Genomic DNA, 17,763 nt, shown 5'->3' on the forward strand with positions numbered 1-17,763 from the left:
AGTAATTTAACGTCAGATAAGAAAATGTTAATTTAATTGTTTTGATGATAAAACGCTTAAATTTGCATTATTGTATTTTAACTATTGATTAAAATAAACATGAAAAACGTAGGTTTTAAAATAATTTTCCTTTTTGCTCTAGTTTTCGGATTTTCATCCCAAGCTCAATCAAAAAAATGGACACTCAAAGAATGTGTTGATTATGCATTAAAAAACAATATCAGTATAAAGCAATCTGAATTGGATCTGAAAATATCTGATGTTGAAAAAATGGAAGCAGTTGGAAACTTTTTACCAACTTTAAACGGTAATGCAAGCTTTAGTGTAAATACTGGTGCAAGTATTAATCCGGTTACAAACCAATTTCAAAATGAAACTTTTCAATCTTTTTCTGCAGGACTAAATTCAAGTGTAAATTTATTTAATGGATTAGTAAATTGGAAAACGTTACAGCGTTCAAAATTAAATAAAATTGCAAATTCGTATCGTTTAGACAAAATGAAAGATGATATTGCTTTATCTATAGCAAATTCTTACTTACAAATTCTGTTCAATAAAGAACAATTGAAGGTTCAAAAAAATCAAAATAGTATCACTAAAGAAAATATTATTCGTACTCAAAAATTAATTGATGCAGGGTCATTACCAGCTGGCGATATTTATGAATTGCAAGCTACAGACGCAACACAACAACAACAAATTATAGGAACAGAAAATACGTTGCTTATTTCAAAGATTGCATTATGTCAAACATTATTAATTGAAGAATATAGCACTTTTGATGTGTCTGATGTTCCAGTTGATGTTCCTGTTTCTAGCATAATAAATGAAACCCAAGAGAGTATTTTAGCCAAAGCAAAAGAGTCTGTTAAAGACATTAAAATTGCAACTTCTAATGTTGAAATAGCTAAAAAGGATGTTGCAATTTCAAAAAGTTCCTACTTGCCAACCCTATCAGGATTTATAGGATACAACACTCGTTGGTCTGAAAATCCGTTTTTTAATTTTATAGATCAATTATCATTATTTGATGGTACTGCAGTTGGAGCTCAATTAAATGTGCCAATATTTAATGGTTTTGCTACAAAAGGAAGAGTGAAGCGAGCTAAAATTAATCAAGAGCGTACAGAATTTCAATTAAAACAAGCAGAATTAGATTTAGAGCGCAATGTATATCAAGCATATAATGATGTAGTTAATGCCGGTAAATCGTTTGAAGCAGCTCAAAAATCACTTGAAGCAAGAAAACAAGCTTTTAATTTTTCTAAAGAACGATATAATGTTGGTTTAATGAATGCTTTCGATTTTTCACAATCTACCATAGCTTTTGAAAATGCACAATCAGAAGTTTTAAGGACAAAATATGATTATGTTTTTAAAACTAAGGTTTTAGAGTTTTATTTTGGAATTCCAATTATTGAAAATAAATAAAGTGAATAATATTGCTATTTGAATTTATTAAAGCGTTTTCAATTGGTTTAATTATTGAATTCATAACTTTAAGTATTCATGCAAGAAATAATACGTATATAAAAAATAAATAAAATCATGTCAAAAAAGAAAATTTACATAATAACTGGAGTTATTTTAGGATTAGTAGTTTTATTAATCGCTTTATCAAAAGCAGGAGTTTTTGGTGATAGAGATAATTCTACAGAAGTTGAAACTGCCAAAGTTGACGAAATAACTATTATAGAAACAGTATCTGCAACTGGAAAAATTCAGCCAGAAATTGAAGTAAAAATATCTTCTGAAGTTTCAGGAGAAATTATTGCTTTGCCTGTAAAAGAAGGTCAAGTGGTTAAAAAAGGTGATTTATTAGTAAAAATTAATCCTGATTTATATACTTCTGGTTTGAATCGTTCTGTATCAAATTATTCAGGAACTAAAGCCGGATTAAGTCAAGCCGATGCCTCTTTCAAAGAAGCTCAAGCCAATTATGATAGAAACAAATCGTTGTACGAAAAAGGAATTATTTCTCGTTCAGATTGGGATAAAGCTATTGCTTCATTTGAAGTGGCAAAAGCTAGTAAACAATCGGCATATTATAACGTTCAAAGTGCCAATGCAACTGTAAAAGAAGCAAAAGACAACTTAGGAAGAACTACAATTTATGCTCCAGCTGATGGAACAATTTCAATGTTGAATGTAGAATTGGGTGAAAGAGTTTTAGGAACCCAACAAATGACAGGAACAGAAATTTTAAGAGTAGCCAACTTAAATAATATGGAGGTTGAAGTTGATGTAAACGAAAATGATATCGTTAAAATCAACATAGGAGACGAAACTAATATTCAAGTTGATGCGTATTTGAAAAAAGAGTTTAAAGGAATTGTTACAAGTATTTCTAACTCTGCTAGTTCAACTACAACAGCCGATCAAGTAACAAATTTTAAAGTTAAAGTTAGAATTTTAAAAGAATCATATTTAGATTTAATTGAAGGAAAACCAGATACTTATTCGCCTTTTAGACCAGGAATGACAGCTACTGTTGATATTATTACTACAAGAAAAGAAAAAGTTATTGGTGTGCCAATTAGCTCTGTAGTTATAAAATCGGATACAACGGCAACTAAAAAGTTTGAAGTTGAAGATGGAGAAGAGGATAATAAAGTTAAAGCTAAATCAGACAAAAAACTAGAATGTGTTTTTGTAAAAGTAGGCGATAAAGCAAAAATAAGAGTGGTAAAAACAGGAGTCCAAGATGATACTAACATTGAAATCATCTCTGGACTTCAAAAAGGTGATGAAGTGATAGTTGGTCCTTATGTTACTGTTTCTAAAAATCTAAATTCTGGAGATAAAGTTAAAATCACTGCTAAGAAAGAAGAAGCAAAAAAATAGAACTTAAAAAGATTATCTTTTAAATGGGTTACATTCTTAATATTGAAACGGCTACTAAAAACTGTTCTGTGGCTTTAGCTAAAAATGGCGAAACTATTTTATGCAAGGAAATGGCTGAACAAGGCTTTTCTCATGCAGAAAAATTACACCTATTTATTGAAGAGATTATAAAGGAAGCTGGAATAACATTTTCTGATTTAAGTGCTGTTGCAGTAAGCCAAGGACCTGGTTCGTATACAGGATTACGAATTGGCGTTTCTGCTGCAAAAGGATTATGTTATGCACTAGAAATACCATTGATTTCAGTTGATACTTTGACGGTTTTAGCAAATCAATTGCAAATAGAAAAAGGTATTATTATTCCGATGATTGATGCACGAAGAATGGAAGTTTATAGCGCCATTTTTAATGTAAAAAAAGAAATGATTAGAGAAGTTCAAGCTGAAATTCTTACCGATTCTAGTTTTTCTGATATTGATGATGCTGTTTATTTTGTTGGTGATAGTAATGAAAAAGCAAAAAAGATATTATCAAAATCTAATTTTAATTTTGTTGATACTATTTTTTATCCTTCAGCTCAGGAAATGAGTGCTATTTCTTACAGAAAATTTTTAGATAATTCTTTTGAAGATGTAGCTTATTTCGAACCTTATTATTTGAAAGATTTCATGTTACAAACCAAATCTACTTAGAATTTTCTCTTACAAAAGGTTGGATTATTATTCCTTTTTTATCAAAAGCTGCTTTACAGTTTTCCAAAATATCTGAGGAAACTTCACCAAAATCTTCGTTTTTAGACCAAGGACGAATTGCTAAGTGAATGGCGCTATCAGACAAATCTTTTACAACAACTATAGGTTCTGGATTTTTCAAAACTTTAGAATGGCTTTTCATTACTTCTAAGACAACTTCTTTAGCTTCTTTGATGTTGGTTTCATAAGAAAGAGAAAATACCAAATCTACACGTCTCATTCCTTCAACAGAAAAGTTTGTAATAATTCCATTCGATAAAATCCCATTTGGAATATAAATGGTTTGATTGTTAGCTGAAATAAGTTTAGTTACAAATATTTGAATTTCTGTAACAGTTCCAATTACACCTTGTGCTTCGATAGTATCTCCAACTCTAAATGGTTTGAAAAGAATAATCAACATTCCACCAGCAAAATTAGATAAAGAACCTTGAAGTGAAAGACCAACAGCCAAACCTGCAGCTCCTAAAATAGCTACAAACGACGAAGTTTCTATTCCAAGTTTTGAAATGAAAGTTACAAATAACAAAACTCGTAATACCCAATTTAGAATATCGGCTAAAAACTTTGTAAGTGTAGGATCTAATTCACGTTGAGCCATTAATTTTTTAACCAATCGATTAATAAATCGAATAACATAAATTCCAACAAAAAGAATGATGAATGCTGAAATTAACTTTGGCGAATAACTAATTAATACATCAAAAAATTGCTTTGTGTATTCTTCTAAACTGTTGATGTGAAGTGTTTTTTCCATAATAAAAAAATCACACTAAAAAGTGTGATTTAAATTTTTACAAAGATAGCTTTTTTCTAAAATTAATCGGCATCTTCTTCAACTCTATTTGCTTCTTCTGCTGGAGCAACTGGTGCTTCTTCTTCTGCATCATTGGTAAACGAGTTAACTTTTTCTTTTACAGTATCAACAGCATTTCCAGCCATTTCTTCTGCTTTATCAGCAAGTTCACCTGCTTTTTCTTTTACAGTATCAACAGCGTTCTCAATTGCTTCACTAGCAGCTGGAACATATTCTGCTACTTTTTCTTTTGCAATTTCTGCATATTCTTCAGCTTTTTCTACTAAAGGTGCAGCTGATTCTTTTACTTTTTCAATTGCCTCTTCTGCAAAAACTTCTGCTTTATCTGCAACTTCACTTACTGATTGTTTGGCTGAACCAAATAGGTTTTTAAAAAATCCTCCTAATCCCATTGTTTTTGTTTTTTGTATTGGTTAAAATTATTATTGATTATTCAATTTCAAAAGTAAGTTTCAAATTTACTCTATATTCTGTTACTTTTCCGTCTTTTACAGCAGCACTATGTTCTTGAACATAAACTGAACGAATGTGTTTTAATGATTTTGCTGCTTGTTCAACTGCTTTTTGTGTTGCATCTTCCCAGCTTTTTTCTGAGCTTGCAAGTACTTCGATTACTTTTAATACTGCCATAATTTATTTATTTGGTTAAAGCAATAAAATTACAAAATTTATAGATACAATAGTATTTTGTTTTATAGAAATATTGCGACAATTAGCTGTGTTGCATAATTTTAGCCATGATATACACGTGAAGCAACTATTAGTCCTTCTTTTATTTCTAATACTTCTGCTACTAACATTGCTTCTTCGTTATCAACATTTCTTATATATTCCATAAATATTCTATCAGAATTTGCTGTTAGAGAAGTTACTTTATATTGTAAACTTGGTAATCGTTCAAAAGCATCTTTCCACCATGTTCTTAACGCGTCTTGTCCTTTAACTAGTCCATTTGTTTCTGGATGTCTAATTTTTAATTTCGGACTAAAATGTTCAGCATCATTATCGTATAATGATAGTAACTTTTCTAGGTTATGAGTATTGAATGCTTCAAACCAAGCATGTGCTATAGATAAGTTTTTTTGAGTTGTCATTTGGATAAAAAAACCAAGCTTTTGCCTGGTTAGATATTTTTTAAATTAATTATTTCTTGTTCCGTAAGTGGTCTCCAATTTCCTCTTGGAAGATTCTTTTTGGTTAAACCTGCAAAGGCAACTCGATCAATTTTTATTGTAGTATAATTGAAATTTTCAAATATGGCTCTAACAACTTTTACATTTGGAGTTCTTAATTTGATGCCAATTTCATTTTTAGGTTCGTTTTCAATATAACTTACTTCATCAACAAATAATTTGTGTCCGTCAAGGGTAACTCCTTTTGAAATTTTTTCTAAATCTTCAAATTTTAAGTTTTTATCTAAAGTAACTTGATAGATTTTTGGTGATTTTTGATTTGGTAAACTAAATTTTCTAATAATATCTGTATCATTTGTAAAAACTAATAATCCAGTGGTGTTTTTGTCCATTCTACCAATAGGTTGCATCTTGGATGTTGTTGCGCCTTTTATTAACTCTAAAACATTTCTATGATCGCCATCTTCATCATTAGAAGTCGTGAAGTTTTTGGGTTTGTTTAAAACAAAATATTCTTTCTTTTCAGGCATTAAAGTGGCTCCGTCAAAATTCACAACATCACCAGGTTTAACTTTGTGTCCCATTTCTGTTACCACAATTCCATTTACTTTTACATTCCCAGATTGAATATAAATATCAGCATCTCTTCTAGAGCAAGCACCAGAATTTGAGATGTATTTGTTCAAACGAATTTCATCTGATTTTATTGGTTTCGGTACGTTTGGAGAATCTTTCTTAACTGCGGGTTTTCTATTTTGAGAACGTTTGTCCATAGCAGGTTTAGAAGTTGTAGTAGATTTTTTTCTATCACCACTTGGTTTGCTTGGTCCAGTTCGTTTTTTATTATTAGAATTATTCATGCTTATATTTTTTGCAAAGATACTCTATTTGAGCTTAACTTTTGCTAAGATTATGAAAGCAAAGGGATTTAGAAGTCTTTTTCAATAACTTTAAACTTATTTTCAAGAATTTCAATAAGTACTTTTGGGTTGGTATTGGTATAAAAAAGTTGCTTACTTTTCTCATTTAGTTCTCTAAAACCTACTTTTTCATCTAAGATTTTTTTTGTCTGCTTAGCAACAGCCTCACCAGAATCAATTATTTTGATATTTGATGGTAGAATTTTTTTTATTTGAGGAATCAAGTAAGGGTAGTGGCTGCATCCAAGTACTAAGTAATCTATATTAGACGCTATCATAGGATTTAGATACTTTTTCAATAAAGCCTTCATTTCTTTAGAATTTATTTCGCCATTTTCAATTAGTTCAACCAAACCAAATCCAATTTGCTCTATGACTTGAATATCTTGAAATTGTTCAACATGTTTGTAAAACAGCTCACTATTTAATGTTCCTTTAGTAGCAAGAATTCCTATTTTTTGTGTTTTAGAATGTAACGCCGCTGGTTTTATAGCTGGTTCGATTCCTATGAAAGGAACATCATATTTAGCTCGTAATTCTTTTATTGCATTTGTAGTTGCGGTATTACAAGCGACTACTATGATTTTGCAATTTTTGTTAAGAAGAAACTCTGTGTTTTTACAACTTAAATGAATAATTTCCTCTTTAGATTTTTGGCCGTAAGGAGCATTTTTACTATCAGCTAGATAAATGGTATCTTCATTAGGAAGTAACTGATGAATTTCTTTCCAGATAGAAGTTCCACCAATGCCCGAATCAAATAGCCCAATAGGATTGTTGTTTGTCATAAAGCAAATGTAAAAAAAAACTGCTCAAATAAATTGAGCAGTTTTTAAATATTTTAGATTTTTAAATTGGATTAAAATCCTAAATCTTTTTTTACATCAGCTGTAATGTCTGTTCCATCAGCTAATAATAAATCACCAGCGTTTAGTACATAGTTAAAACCTTTAGCTTTTCCAACTTTTTGGATAGAAGCTTTTACTTTTTCTGTAATTGGTTTCATTAAGTCTGCTTCCTTCTTTTGTAAATCTTTTTGAGCAGTTTCTTGAAACTCGCCAATTCTTTTACCCATGTCTTGCATTTCTGTTTGACGTGTTTGGTTTACAGCATCAGTCACAGTTGCAGCTTCAGCATCATATTTTTTAATTTTAGCTTGATACTCATCTACCATAGTTTTGTAATCTGCAGTATACGTATCGCTCAATTTTTTTAATTGATTTTGAGCCTCAAGTACTGCAGGCATTTTGGTCATGATTTCGTTAGTATCAACATGTGCTACTTTAGTTTGAGCGCTTACTGTTTGAAAGCTAAATAAAGCTACTGCTGCTATTAAAAAAGTTCTAAATTGTTTCATCATTCTTCGTATTAATTATTGTTTTTATTTATTTAAGGTTTATTATTTTTTGCGTCTTCTTTTGCTTTTTTTGCAGCTTCTCTATCGGCTAATATTTTAAGTCTTTTATCTTCTGCTGCTTTTTTTCTATCGTCAATTAATTTTTGTCTTTCTTCTAGTGTTTTTTTCCTTTGAGCTTCAACTTCTGCTTTTTTATCAGCTACTGCATCTGTTTTTGTGTCTGCATCTTTGTTATCTGTATTAGGCTTATCAGAAACTGTGCCACTTTTTTTATTATTCTTTTCTTCTAACAATTGTTTTCTTTTTGCTTCAGCTTCAGCTCTCTTTTCTTCAGCTAGAAGTTTTTTGTCCTCAACCATTTTTAGACGAGCAGCTTTTCTTTCTTCAACTTGTTTTTGTCTTTCAGAAAGTAGCGGATTGTCATCAATCATTTCTTGCTTACGCTCTCTTTCTTCTTCAAGTTTCAATTGTTTTTTTGACATTTGCTCTCTTTTCTCAGCACGTGTAAGTGCACTAACAACTCTGTCGCTAATGTCATGTTTTTTTGCAGCAAAAAGCATTGTTAAATCAGATGATTTATCGAAAATATAATCGTATTTTTTTGCTTCAGCAATATCTTGAACAGCATTGAATACTTGATCTTGTATTGGTTTTACCAAAACCGCTTTTTGAACAATTAGTTCACCATTTGGACCAAATTTTTTCTGAGTATATTCTAATAATTCATTTTCTTGAAAAGCAATTTCTTCTTCTCTTTCTGCTATAAGTTCTTTAGTTAAAAGAACTTTTTCTGTTTTTAAAGCTTCTTTTAATTTGGCAATATCATTTTTTTTGGTTTCAATTTCTTGCTTCCATTTTTCTGCTTTTTGCTCTAATTGGTTTTTTGCTTCAGCATAATCAGGAACTTTTTCTAAGATGTACTCCATATCGATGTAGCCAACTTTGATTCCTCTTGTTTGCGCATTTACATTGTTTGTTACAGCTAATGTTACAAATAATGCTAGTAAAATGTATTTCTTCATAAACTTAAGTTTTAGAAATGTTAAGCAAATATACTAAAATTGTTGACCAATTATAAAATGTGTTTGCCATCCACTTTTTTCTGTTAAACCAGGAACTGCATCAAAGCCGTGTGCAAAGTCAATTCCTAATAATCCGAAGGCTGGCATGAAAACTCTAATTCCAAATCCTGCAGATCGTTGTAAAGAGAACGGATTATAGTCTCTAAAATTGTCAAAAGAATTTCCTGCTTCTAAAAAAGATAAGGCATATATTGATGCTTGTGCTTTTAATGTAATAGGATATCTCAATTCTAAAGAGAATTTATTATAGATTGAACCACCATTTACAGATGATAAAGATTGATTTGGATAACCTCTTAATTGTATTACTTCACGACCATCTAAAGCAAAGTTGGCTAAACCATCACCACCAACAAAGAACCTTTCAAAAGGAACAATTCCTCTTTCAGAATTATATGCGCCAAGATATCCAAATTCTCCTAAAGTTCTTAAAACTAGTGCGTTTTGATCATTACCATATAATTTAGTAAACCAGTCTGCTTTGAATTTTACTTTATAATATTCTAACCAATCAAATCGCTTTTGATCTATTTTAGATTGGTCAGGAGCTGCGTCGGCAACACCAAGTGCTCTTGTGTAAATTCCTGAACCTGCAAAAGTTTCTTTAATTAGTTCTCCATTAATAAGTAAAGGTGTTAAGTTTGGATCTGAAGGGTATTGACCATTAACAAAACGTAATTTATATTCTTCTAGATTTTTTAAATTACCGTAATCTATACCGTTAAAAAGTGAATAAGGAAGAGTAAACTTAGTCGACAAACTAAATTCTGAACCTTTTGTTGGATATATTGGATTATTACCTTTACTATTTCTTGTTAAACCAATATTGAAAGCCAGATTTCTTGAAGAACCATTTCCAAAAGTAAATAGACCAGTGTTATAATTATTTAAATCGTAATATTGAAAACTTACTGCATTTGAAAGTGTAAAATAATCGTCTGGTATAGTTAACCTTTTTGCAATTCCTACAGACAATGAAGTGATATTAAAACTTTTACTTCTGTCTACATCATTTGCATTACCTCCAAATAAAAACTGTTTACTCTGAGATAATGATGTAGAAAAACTTACTGGTTTTTTTCCACCAAACCATGGTTCTGAAAATGATAAACTATACGTTTGAAAGAAAGTACTGGCTTGTAAACGTAAAGCTACTTTTTGTCCATCACCCATTGGAAGAGGTTTGTAAGCATCTTTTTTGAACATGTTTTTCACTGAGAAATTGTTAAAAGACAAACCAAGTGTTCCAATGAAACCTCCACCGCCATAACCACCTTGAAGTTCAATTTGACTTGATCCTTTTTCAACTAAATTATACTCAATATCAACAGTTCCTGCAGTTGGATCGACATTCTTGAATTTTGGATCGATTGCTTCAGGATCGAAGAATCCTAATTGTCCAATTTCACGAATAGTTCTAACTAAGTCGTCTTTACTATATTTTTCACCTGGTTTAGTTCTTAACTCACGATAAATTACTTTATCATTTGTTTTATCATTTCCAACAACGGTAATTTTATTAAAATAAGCAATTGGTCCTTCTGTTACTCTAATTTCAAAATCGATAGAGTCATTAGCTGTTTTTACTTCTACTGGATTGATGTTAGAAAACAAATAACCATTATTTTGATAAAGATTAGTTAAATCTTCACCGTCTGGTTTAGTTTTATCTGCAACTCTTTTTTCAAGAAGAACACCATTATAAGTGTCACCTTTTCTAATACCAAGAATGGTGCTTAAAAGTTGATCTGAATATACGGAGTTACCCAAGAATTTAATATTTCCAAAGTAGTATTTTTTACCTTCCTCTACCTTAATATTTATTGCAAGCTTATTTTTTTTCTTGTCTAGCCAAACAGAATCACTTACAACTCTAGCATCACGATATCCTTTTTCTTTGTAGTTGTCAACAATTTTCACTAAATCTTCTTCATATTTAGTTTTTATGAATTTAGAAGCTTTAAACACTCTAATTGGATTAACTACTTTGGTGTTTTTCATAGACTTTTTAAGCTTTTTATTAGAAAACTCTTTATTGCCTTGAAATGCTATTTGTTTGATTTTTATTTTTTCACCTTTATCAATGTTTACAACCATGTTAACAGTGTTTGAAGTAGTATCTGCTATGGTTCTAATATTTACTTTAGTGTTAAAAAATCCGTCTTTTTTATATTTGTTTTCTAAATAGTTTTTGGTAGTTGTAATTAAATTTTCATTTACAATTTTACCTTTTGTAAGTGAATTTTCTTTAATCAACTCTTCAACTTTATTTTTTTTGACACCAACAAATTTAGCTTCACTTAATTTAGGTAATTCTACGATTTCTAAATCTAGAAATATACTATCTCCTTTAATTTCATTAACGTAAAAATCTATGTCGCTAAATAAACCTAATTTACCAAGTTTTTTTATTGCTGCACTAATTTCTTCTCCAGGAACTGAAATATTTTGACCTTTTTCTAATCCAGAAAAAGTAACAACTGTTTGCTGATTGTAGCTGATTTTACCTAATACGTTTACATTTCCAAGAATGTATTTTTTTCCTTGGTCAAACGGCAATCTATCTTGTGCATTTGATTGAAAAACAACTCCTAAGAATAAAAGTGTTAGTAAAGTTTTAATATGATTGATTGACACTTTAGGATTGTTTAATTTGTTCACTTGTTTTTCCAAATCTTCGTTCTCTTTTTTGATAGCTAATGATGGCTTCATATAAATGTTCTTCTGTAAAATCGGGCCACAAAACATCAGTAAAAAACAATTCTGCATAAGCTATTTGCCAAAGCAGAAAATTACTGATTCTATGTTCACCACTCGTTCTGATTAATAAATCTACATCAGGTAGATTGTGCGTGTAAAGATGCTCATTTATAATTGATTCATCAATAGCGTCTATTGAAATTATATTATTTTTAACTTTATCACTAATGTTTTTAACAACATTTAATAATTCTTCTCGTGAACCATAACTTAATGCTAAGGTTAAAGTCATTCGAGTATTGTTTTTTGTTTTTTCTATTACCTCATTTAATTCTTTTAGAATTGACTTTGGCATTTTAGATAGATTTCCAATAGAATTAAGTCGTATGTTGTTTTCTTGAAGTGTTTTTAATTCTTTTCTTAATGAACTAACTAGTAATTTCATTAAAGTGTCTACTTCAAGTTTTGGACGATTCCAATTTTCTGTAGAAAAGGCATACAAGGTTAAGTTTTCTACACCCAATTTTGCACATGTTTCAACGGTAACTTTTACAGATTTTGTTCCGCTTTCATGTCCTAGTGTTCTCAACAAACCTTTTTGTTTTGCCCAACGGCCATTGCCATCCATGATGATAGCAAGGTGTTTAGGTAAATTCTCTTTATTTATTGATTCTAATAAACTCATATTTTTTTAATCTGCACAATAGCATGGTTTTTCACCAAAGGTATAGGTTAATGTAAAACCTGAAAAAACATACCAATCTTTACTATTTATATTTCCAAATTTTAATGGTTCCAATCTTTCATTTTTTGGAAAGCTACCATCTAAATTATCGGTCATTGTATATCTTGCTCCAACTTCAACTCCTAAAATTAAATTAGGCATTATATTAGATTTTACTCCAACTATCATAGGTATTGCAAATGTACCTTGGTTTTTGTCAATTTTTGAAACACCATTAATTACATACAATTCATCATAATTGGTATAACTCAATCCTGAATAGACATATGGAGTTACTAATTTATCAAAATTATGAAGATTAAAATCGAAAAAATTAAACTCCAAACCTAAAGATAATTCTTTAATGTTATTTTCAAAGTCATACCCTCTTTTAAATCTTCCTGGTACCTCCGAATCTAAATCATTTGCTGTGATTTTGGATTGGGTGTACGATATTCTCCAAGAATGTCTCGGACTTTTATTCCACTTATAAATCAAACCATAAGCCAACTCATTTGGATTCACATAATTTGCTTTTCCAACGTCACCAATATAATTGCTACCACCAAGAAATACTCCAACTTCGTGAATCTGAGCGTTTAATTTTGTTAATCCTAAAATAAAAATAAATAAAAATATCCTTTTCATTAATTGAAAAATAGCGTGCAAATATAACAATTATAGCCACTAATAAAACATGATATTAGTATTTATAATAAATTAATATTTACACAGTTAAAGTTTAAAATAAAATTCATTTAAAATGAACTGCTATTTAACGGAAAAAAGTAGGAAGTAGTATTTTAAAAAGAGTATTAATTTCGTTTATCTTCACCCCAAAGAAGTTTATTTCTTAATGTTTTTAAGAAAGTTTCGTTTGGGATTTCAACCATATTAATCTTAAAAGGAGTTTTTCTAATAATTAATTCTGCATTGTTATTAAGAGTTGCAATTCTAGAATCTAGTGAAACTAAATATTGTTCCTCTCTACCTGAAACTTTCAATTTTATTTCGGTATCATCTGGAATTACTAATGGTCGTGCATTCAAATTATGAGGTGCAATGGGAGTGATTACTAATCCTTTAACTTCTGGAGTTAAAACTGGTCCGCCACAACTTAAAGAATAACCTGTTGAACCTGTTGGTGTAGAAATAATTAATCCGTCTGCCCAATAGGAATTTAAATGCTCACCATTTAATGAAGTGTCAATTGTAATCATCGAAGTAGTGTCTTTTCTGCTTACCGTTACTTCATTCATGGCAAAATTCAATTCATTAATTTGTTCGTTTTCTGGATTGCATTCTAAACTAAGTAAGGTTCTTTCAGAAAGAGTATACTCTTTTTTTAACACAATTTGTAAAAATGTCTCAATATTTTCTTTTTGAACTTTGGCTAAAAACCCTAATCGTCCTGCATTAATTCCAAGAATAGGAATTCCTGAATCTCTAACATAGGTAGCTGCTCTTAATATAGTTCCATCTCCACCAATACTAATAAGTAAATCAAAACTTGAGTTTAAACATTTATAATCGTTGAATGTTTTATATTCTTTTTTCAGAATTTCTTCATCATATAATATTTTGAGAAATTTTTCTTCAATAACTAATTCAACATTATTGTTATTAAAAAATAAAAAAATGTCTCGAATAATTGGTCGAGTATCGTTTTGATAATATTGTCCGAAGATAGCAACTTTCATTTTCTAGATGTTTAAATATTTATCCAAATAATCGGAACGTTCTCTTAAATTGTTCAAATAATTATCTTCATGATGCTCAGAAACTATTTCGTAATTATATCTTCTAAAGGTTTGAATAATGTCATTCATGCTTCCAAGAGCAATTTTAATTGTAATTTGAACACTTTCAACATCTGCTTCAGAAACAAATAACCCCAAAAGTTTACCATTATTGCTTTCAACAATTTGTGCAATTTGACTCATAGAATAATCTATAAGACTCTTTTTTACTACAATGATGCCACCTTGCTCTTTAAGAAATGGAGTTTCATGAAAAAACTTGACAATATCTTCTAATTCATAATATCCTAGATAAGAATTTTCTTCATCCAAAACAGGTACAATATTGGTATGGTTTTTAGCAAAAACTTCCAAAACATCTAACCATATCATATTTTTTCTAGCGAAGAATCCTTCCAAAGTATATTTGTAGTCAGCAACTTTTTTATCAATGTCAAAAGTCTCTACATCATCTGCAGCAATGCTTCCAATATAAATACCTTCATTTAAAACAGAAAAGTGAGAATAAGGAACATCTAAAAAAAAGTCTTGAACATCAGCAATAGTTTGCTGACTATCAATGGCTTTGTAATCGTTAGTTATATAATCTGTAATTTCGGTCATAGCAATTAATCAATATTTGTTGCAAAATAATCAAATTTTAGGACATAAATCCTTATTTTAACTTTGTATTTTTGTGAACAGAATTTCAAAAATGAAATTTTCAAAAAAAAGTTATGACAAAATTAAGTGTAAATATTAATAAAATAGCAACCTTACGTAATGCACGTGGAGGAAATGTTCCTGATTTGTTGCAAGTCGCAAAAGACATTCAAAAATTTGGAGCGCAAGGAATTACTATTCATCCTCGACCAGATGAACGTCATATTCGTTATCAAGATGCTCGAGATTTAAAACCGATTGTTTATACAGAATTCAATATTGAAGGCAATCCACAACACAATTTTATTGATTTAGTTTTAGAATGTAAACCAACACAAGTGACTTTGGTTCCAGATGCAATTGGAGCAATTACATCTTCTGCTGGTTGGGATACTGTAAAACATCAATCGTATTTGAAAGAAGTAATTCAAGAGTTTCAAAGGAATGGAATCAGAACATCAATTTTTGTTGATCCAATATTAGAAATGGTAGAAGGCGCTAAAGCAACTGGAACCGAAAGAATTGAGCTTTATACAGAAGAGTTTGCGCATCAATATGGTTTAGGAAATTTGAAAGGGGTTGAACCTTATACTAAAGCGGCAGTTTTAGCAAATGAATTAGTATTAGGTATCAATGCTGGTCACGACTTAAGTTTGGATAATATCAAATTTTTCAAGGAAAATATTCCAGGATTATTAGAGGTTTCTATAGGTCATGCTCTAATTTCTGAAGCATTATATTTAGGATTGGATAATGTCGTTAATATGTATTTGCAAAAATTAAAGTAAAATGTTGCACTCAAGAATAGAAGGAGAAGGGAAACCATTATTGATAATTCATGGGTTTTTAGGAATGTCTGACAATTGGAAATCTTTTGGAGCTTTATATGCTTCCAAAGGATTTCAAGTTCATATTCTAGATTTGAGAAATCACGGTAAAAGTTTTCGCTCAGAAGATTTTAGTTATGATATAATGGCTCAAGATGTTTTAGAATATTGTCAAAATCATAATTTGAATCAAGTATCTATAATTGGACATTCTATGGGAGGAAAAGTAGCCATGCTTTTTGCGACCAATTATCCGGAAATGGTAGAAAAATTAATTGTAGCCGATATTGGTCCAAAATATTATGCACCGCATCACCAAGATATATTGGCTGGATTGAATGCAGTAGATTTTACTTCAAAACCAGATAGAGCTTCTGTAGAAGAAACTTTATATCCTTTTATTCCAGATTTTGGGACACGTCAATTTCTAATGAAAAATTTATATTGGGCAGCCCCAGGACAATTAGATTTTCGTTTTAATTTGAAAGTTTTTAATGAAAAAATTGAAGTTATTGGAACGGCTTTGCCAGAAGAAGCTCAATTTGAAAAACCAACACTTTTCATACGAGGAGGAAATTCAAGGTATATTCTAGATACAGATTTACCTGAAATAAAAAAACATTTTCCTAACTTTGAATTAGCGACAATTCCAAATGTAGGACATTGGCTTCATGCAGAAAATCCGCAGTTGTTTTTTGAGGAAACTATAAAATTCTTAAAATAAAAAAAAACCTTTTCAATCGAAAAGGGTTTTGAAAAAAACTAATATAAATTTAGTTCTTAATAAGTTTTTTAACTGCAATTCCAGAATCGGTTGTGATATTCATAAAGTAAACGCCAGAACTCAATTCATTTATATCTATTTGAACTTCTGTAAGATTATTTACTTTTACAGTTTTAACAGTTCTTCCGTTAATGTCATTGATAGCAACATTTGTAAATGCATCATTAGCATTGTTTGAAATAGTTACAAAATTGTTTGCTGGATTTGGATACGCACTGAATTTTTGCGATAAAGATTCGTTTACACTTAAACCAGTTGTTGTAACTTTAAAATCGTCAACCATAAACATATAGGCATCTGCAGTAACACATTGAATACCAAAACGAACCGTTTGACCATTATAAGGATTCAATTGCGTCGAAGAAATTACTCTTTCTTCCCAAGCTGGATATGGAGCAGTTAATGCGGTTGGATTACCTGCTAAATATACAAATTGAGTAGGTAGTGGGTCACTTGAACCAACAAATATTGCCACTCTGTAACGTTCTAAACCATAAGAGCTAGACAACGATTTTGCCCAAAAGCTCAATACATTTCCAGAAGATCCTAGTGTAATAGGTGGACTAATCAACCAATCATTGTTTGCATTTACAGGCGCAGCAGGTACTCCTGCCCAACAAGCGGCATATTTAAGACCTGTTCTTGTGTCAAAATTTCTAAGATCAGCCCCAGTAGCATTATTAGTCACTCCTGCAACAGAAGGATTGAAAATCATAAATGCTTGAGGGGCATTTGCATTTAGCCATGCTGGTGCTCCATCTGGAAGACCACCAGTATAAGTGTTTAGTAAATCAACATCTATAACACCCCAACTCCCAAAATTAGAAATTGCAAAATCATCATAAGCTTCAAAGCTGTCTTCGTAAATAGTTGTTTGTGCATTTGAACTTATTGCACCAATCATTAAAAAAGAAAGTAATAGTTTTTTCATATCATCAAATTTAAGTTATATGCAAATCTAAATAAAAAATTTTATATTTAATTTTTTTTAATATATTTATAACTTAATTTTTTAATTATGAATCTAATATTAAGAATTATTTCAACATCCTTACTTGTCATGGTTATATCTTACCTTATGAAAGGAGTAGTGGTTGACGAGTTTTCTACAGCATTAATTGTTGCAATTGTGCTAGGATTGTTGAACTTTTTTGTAAAACCAGTATTAGTGTTGTTTACTTTGCCAGTAACCGTTTTTACTCTCGGACTTTTTTTGTTGGTTATCAATGCGATAATCATTCTATTGTGCGACCATTTTGTAGATGGATTTGATGTAAACGGATTTTGGACAGCCTTGTTCTTTAGCATCATTTTATCGCTTTCACAATCATTGGTTTATCAACTTACCGGAGAAGGAAAACAATAGTTTAAAAATCAATAAAATAAAATTGGTTGGGTTGTAGAAATGTTATAATTTTGCA

20 protein-coding genes are annotated in these 17,763 nt (G+C 30.3%); 6 read left to right on the forward strand and 14 right to left on the reverse strand.

Annotation, left to right across the window (positions count from 1 at the left end; all coding sequences use genetic code 11):
- Positions 1 to 99 precede the first annotated feature (99 nt).
- From ACIQ06_RS00925 to tsaB, 3 genes are all read left to right on the forward strand, one after another.
- Positions 100 to 1,431, forward strand: a complete 1,332-nt coding sequence (locus ACIQ06_RS00925; RefSeq protein ID WP_396143072.1) for a TolC family protein — start codon at positions 100 to 102, stop codon at positions 1,429 to 1,431.
- 117 nt (positions 1,432 to 1,548) lie between these two features.
- The gene (locus tag ACIQ06_RS00930) at positions 1,549 to 2,844 is read left to right on the forward strand and encodes an efflux RND transporter periplasmic adaptor subunit (protein ID WP_396143074.1); all 1,296 of its coding nucleotides are present in this window, start codon (positions 1,549 to 1,551) and stop codon (positions 2,842 to 2,844) included.
- A 23-nt stretch (positions 2,845 to 2,867) separates the two neighbouring features.
- On the forward strand, positions 2,868 to 3,536 hold the full coding sequence (gene tsaB / locus ACIQ06_RS00935; RefSeq protein WP_396143076.1) for a tRNA (adenosine(37)-N6)-threonylcarbamoyltransferase complex dimerization subunit type 1 TsaB: 669 nt from the start codon (positions 2,868 to 2,870) through the stop codon (positions 3,534 to 3,536).
- Here the strand turns inward: tsaB and ACIQ06_RS00940 are convergent.
- The 13 genes from ACIQ06_RS00940 to ACIQ06_RS01000 all read right to left on the reverse strand — a co-directional run bounded on the left by ACIQ06_RS00940 (position 3,529) and on the right by ACIQ06_RS01000 (position 14,692).
- Positions 3,529 to 4,353 (reverse strand): mechanosensitive ion channel family protein, encoded by an 825-nt coding sequence (locus ACIQ06_RS00940; protein WP_396143078.1) that lies wholly within the window; start codon positions 4,351 to 4,353, stop codon positions 3,529 to 3,531. The genes tsaB and ACIQ06_RS00940 overlap by 8 nt on opposite strands.
- Before the next feature lie 62 nt (positions 4,354 to 4,415).
- On the reverse strand, positions 4,416 to 4,805 hold the full coding sequence (locus ACIQ06_RS00945; RefSeq protein WP_396143080.1) for a YtxH domain-containing protein: 390 nt from the start codon (positions 4,803 to 4,805) through the stop codon (positions 4,416 to 4,418).
- 37 nt (positions 4,806 to 4,842) lie between these two features.
- Positions 4,843 to 5,043: a dodecin family protein gene (locus tag ACIQ06_RS00950; protein WP_298305198.1), complete on the reverse strand. Its 201-nt coding sequence runs from the start codon at positions 5,041 to 5,043 to the stop codon at positions 4,843 to 4,845.
- 101 nt (positions 5,044 to 5,144) lie between these two features.
- Positions 5,145 to 5,507, reverse strand: a complete 363-nt coding sequence (locus tag ACIQ06_RS00955; protein ID WP_396143083.1) for a nuclear transport factor 2 family protein — start codon at positions 5,505 to 5,507, stop codon at positions 5,145 to 5,147.
- A 29-nt stretch (positions 5,508 to 5,536) separates the two neighbouring features.
- The gene (locus ACIQ06_RS00960; RefSeq protein WP_396143086.1) at positions 5,537 to 6,406 is read right to left on the reverse strand and encodes a pseudouridine synthase; all 870 of its coding nucleotides are present in this window, start codon (positions 6,404 to 6,406) and stop codon (positions 5,537 to 5,539) included.
- A gap of 68 nt (positions 6,407 to 6,474) precedes the next feature.
- Positions 6,475 to 7,254, reverse strand: coding sequence for a glutamate racemase (gene murI, locus ACIQ06_RS00965; protein ID WP_396143088.1), 780 nt, complete (start codon positions 7,252 to 7,254; stop codon positions 6,475 to 6,477).
- A 71-nt stretch (positions 7,255 to 7,325) separates the two neighbouring features.
- Entirely contained in the window at positions 7,326 to 7,823 is a 498-nt protein-coding gene (locus ACIQ06_RS00970; RefSeq protein WP_396143155.1) for an OmpH family outer membrane protein, read from the reverse strand.
- Positions 7,824 to 7,855: 32 nt separating this feature from the next.
- Positions 7,856 to 8,845, reverse strand: coding sequence for an OmpH family outer membrane protein (locus tag ACIQ06_RS00975; RefSeq protein WP_396143091.1), 990 nt, complete (start codon positions 8,843 to 8,845; stop codon positions 7,856 to 7,858).
- A gap of 33 nt (positions 8,846 to 8,878) precedes the next feature.
- Positions 8,879 to 11,617 (reverse strand): outer membrane protein assembly factor, encoded by a 2,739-nt coding sequence (locus ACIQ06_RS00980; RefSeq protein WP_396143095.1) that lies wholly within the window; start codon positions 11,615 to 11,617, stop codon positions 8,879 to 8,881.
- Entirely contained in the window at positions 11,544 to 12,290 is a 747-nt protein-coding gene (locus tag ACIQ06_RS00985; RefSeq protein WP_396143097.1) for an isoprenyl transferase, read from the reverse strand. The genes ACIQ06_RS00980 and ACIQ06_RS00985 overlap by 74 nt, the downstream gene beginning before the upstream one ends.
- A 6-nt stretch (positions 12,291 to 12,296) precedes the next feature.
- The gene (locus ACIQ06_RS00990) at positions 12,297 to 12,977 is read right to left on the reverse strand and encodes a DUF6089 family protein (protein WP_298305218.1); all 681 of its coding nucleotides are present in this window, start codon (positions 12,975 to 12,977) and stop codon (positions 12,297 to 12,299) included.
- Positions 12,978 to 13,144: 167 nt separating this feature from the next.
- Complete coding sequence (locus ACIQ06_RS00995) at positions 13,145 to 14,029, reverse strand: NAD kinase (protein ID WP_298305220.1); 885 nt, start codon at positions 14,027 to 14,029, stop codon at positions 13,145 to 13,147.
- 3 nt (positions 14,030 to 14,032) lie between these two features.
- Entirely contained in the window at positions 14,033 to 14,692 is a 660-nt protein-coding gene (locus ACIQ06_RS01000) for a CBS domain-containing protein (RefSeq protein WP_298305223.1), read from the reverse strand.
- A 113-nt stretch (positions 14,693 to 14,805) separates the two neighbouring features.
- Here ACIQ06_RS01000 and ACIQ06_RS01005 point away from each other — a divergent pair, with 113 nt between their 5' ends.
- Both ACIQ06_RS01005 and ACIQ06_RS01010 read left to right on the forward strand, forming a co-directional pair.
- Positions 14,806 to 15,519 (forward strand): pyridoxine 5'-phosphate synthase, encoded by a 714-nt coding sequence (locus ACIQ06_RS01005; protein WP_396143100.1) that lies wholly within the window; start codon positions 14,806 to 14,808, stop codon positions 15,517 to 15,519.
- A 1-nt stretch (position 15,520) separates the two neighbouring features.
- The gene (locus ACIQ06_RS01010; RefSeq protein ID WP_396143102.1) at positions 15,521 to 16,282 is read left to right on the forward strand and encodes an alpha/beta fold hydrolase; all 762 of its coding nucleotides are present in this window, start codon (positions 15,521 to 15,523) and stop codon (positions 16,280 to 16,282) included.
- 49 nt (positions 16,283 to 16,331) lie between these two features.
- On the opposite strand, the gene ACIQ06_RS01015 is transcribed toward ACIQ06_RS01010, so the two are convergent.
- Positions 16,332 to 17,273, reverse strand: a complete 942-nt coding sequence (locus ACIQ06_RS01015) for a T9SS type A sorting domain-containing protein (protein WP_396143105.1) — start codon at positions 17,271 to 17,273, stop codon at positions 16,332 to 16,334.
- Between the two features lie 87 nt (positions 17,274 to 17,360).
- On the opposite strand from ACIQ06_RS01015, the gene ACIQ06_RS01020 reads away from it, so the two are divergent.
- Positions 17,361 to 17,708 (forward strand): phage holin family protein, encoded by a 348-nt coding sequence (locus ACIQ06_RS01020; RefSeq protein WP_396143107.1) that lies wholly within the window; start codon positions 17,361 to 17,363, stop codon positions 17,706 to 17,708.
- The last annotated feature ends 55 nt before the right edge of the window (positions 17,709 to 17,763 follow it).

Origin of the sequence: Flavobacterium sp. (genome assembly GCF_044341265.1) — a bacterium.
Classification (GTDB): domain Bacteria; phylum Bacteroidota; class Bacteroidia; order Flavobacteriales; family Flavobacteriaceae; genus Flavobacterium.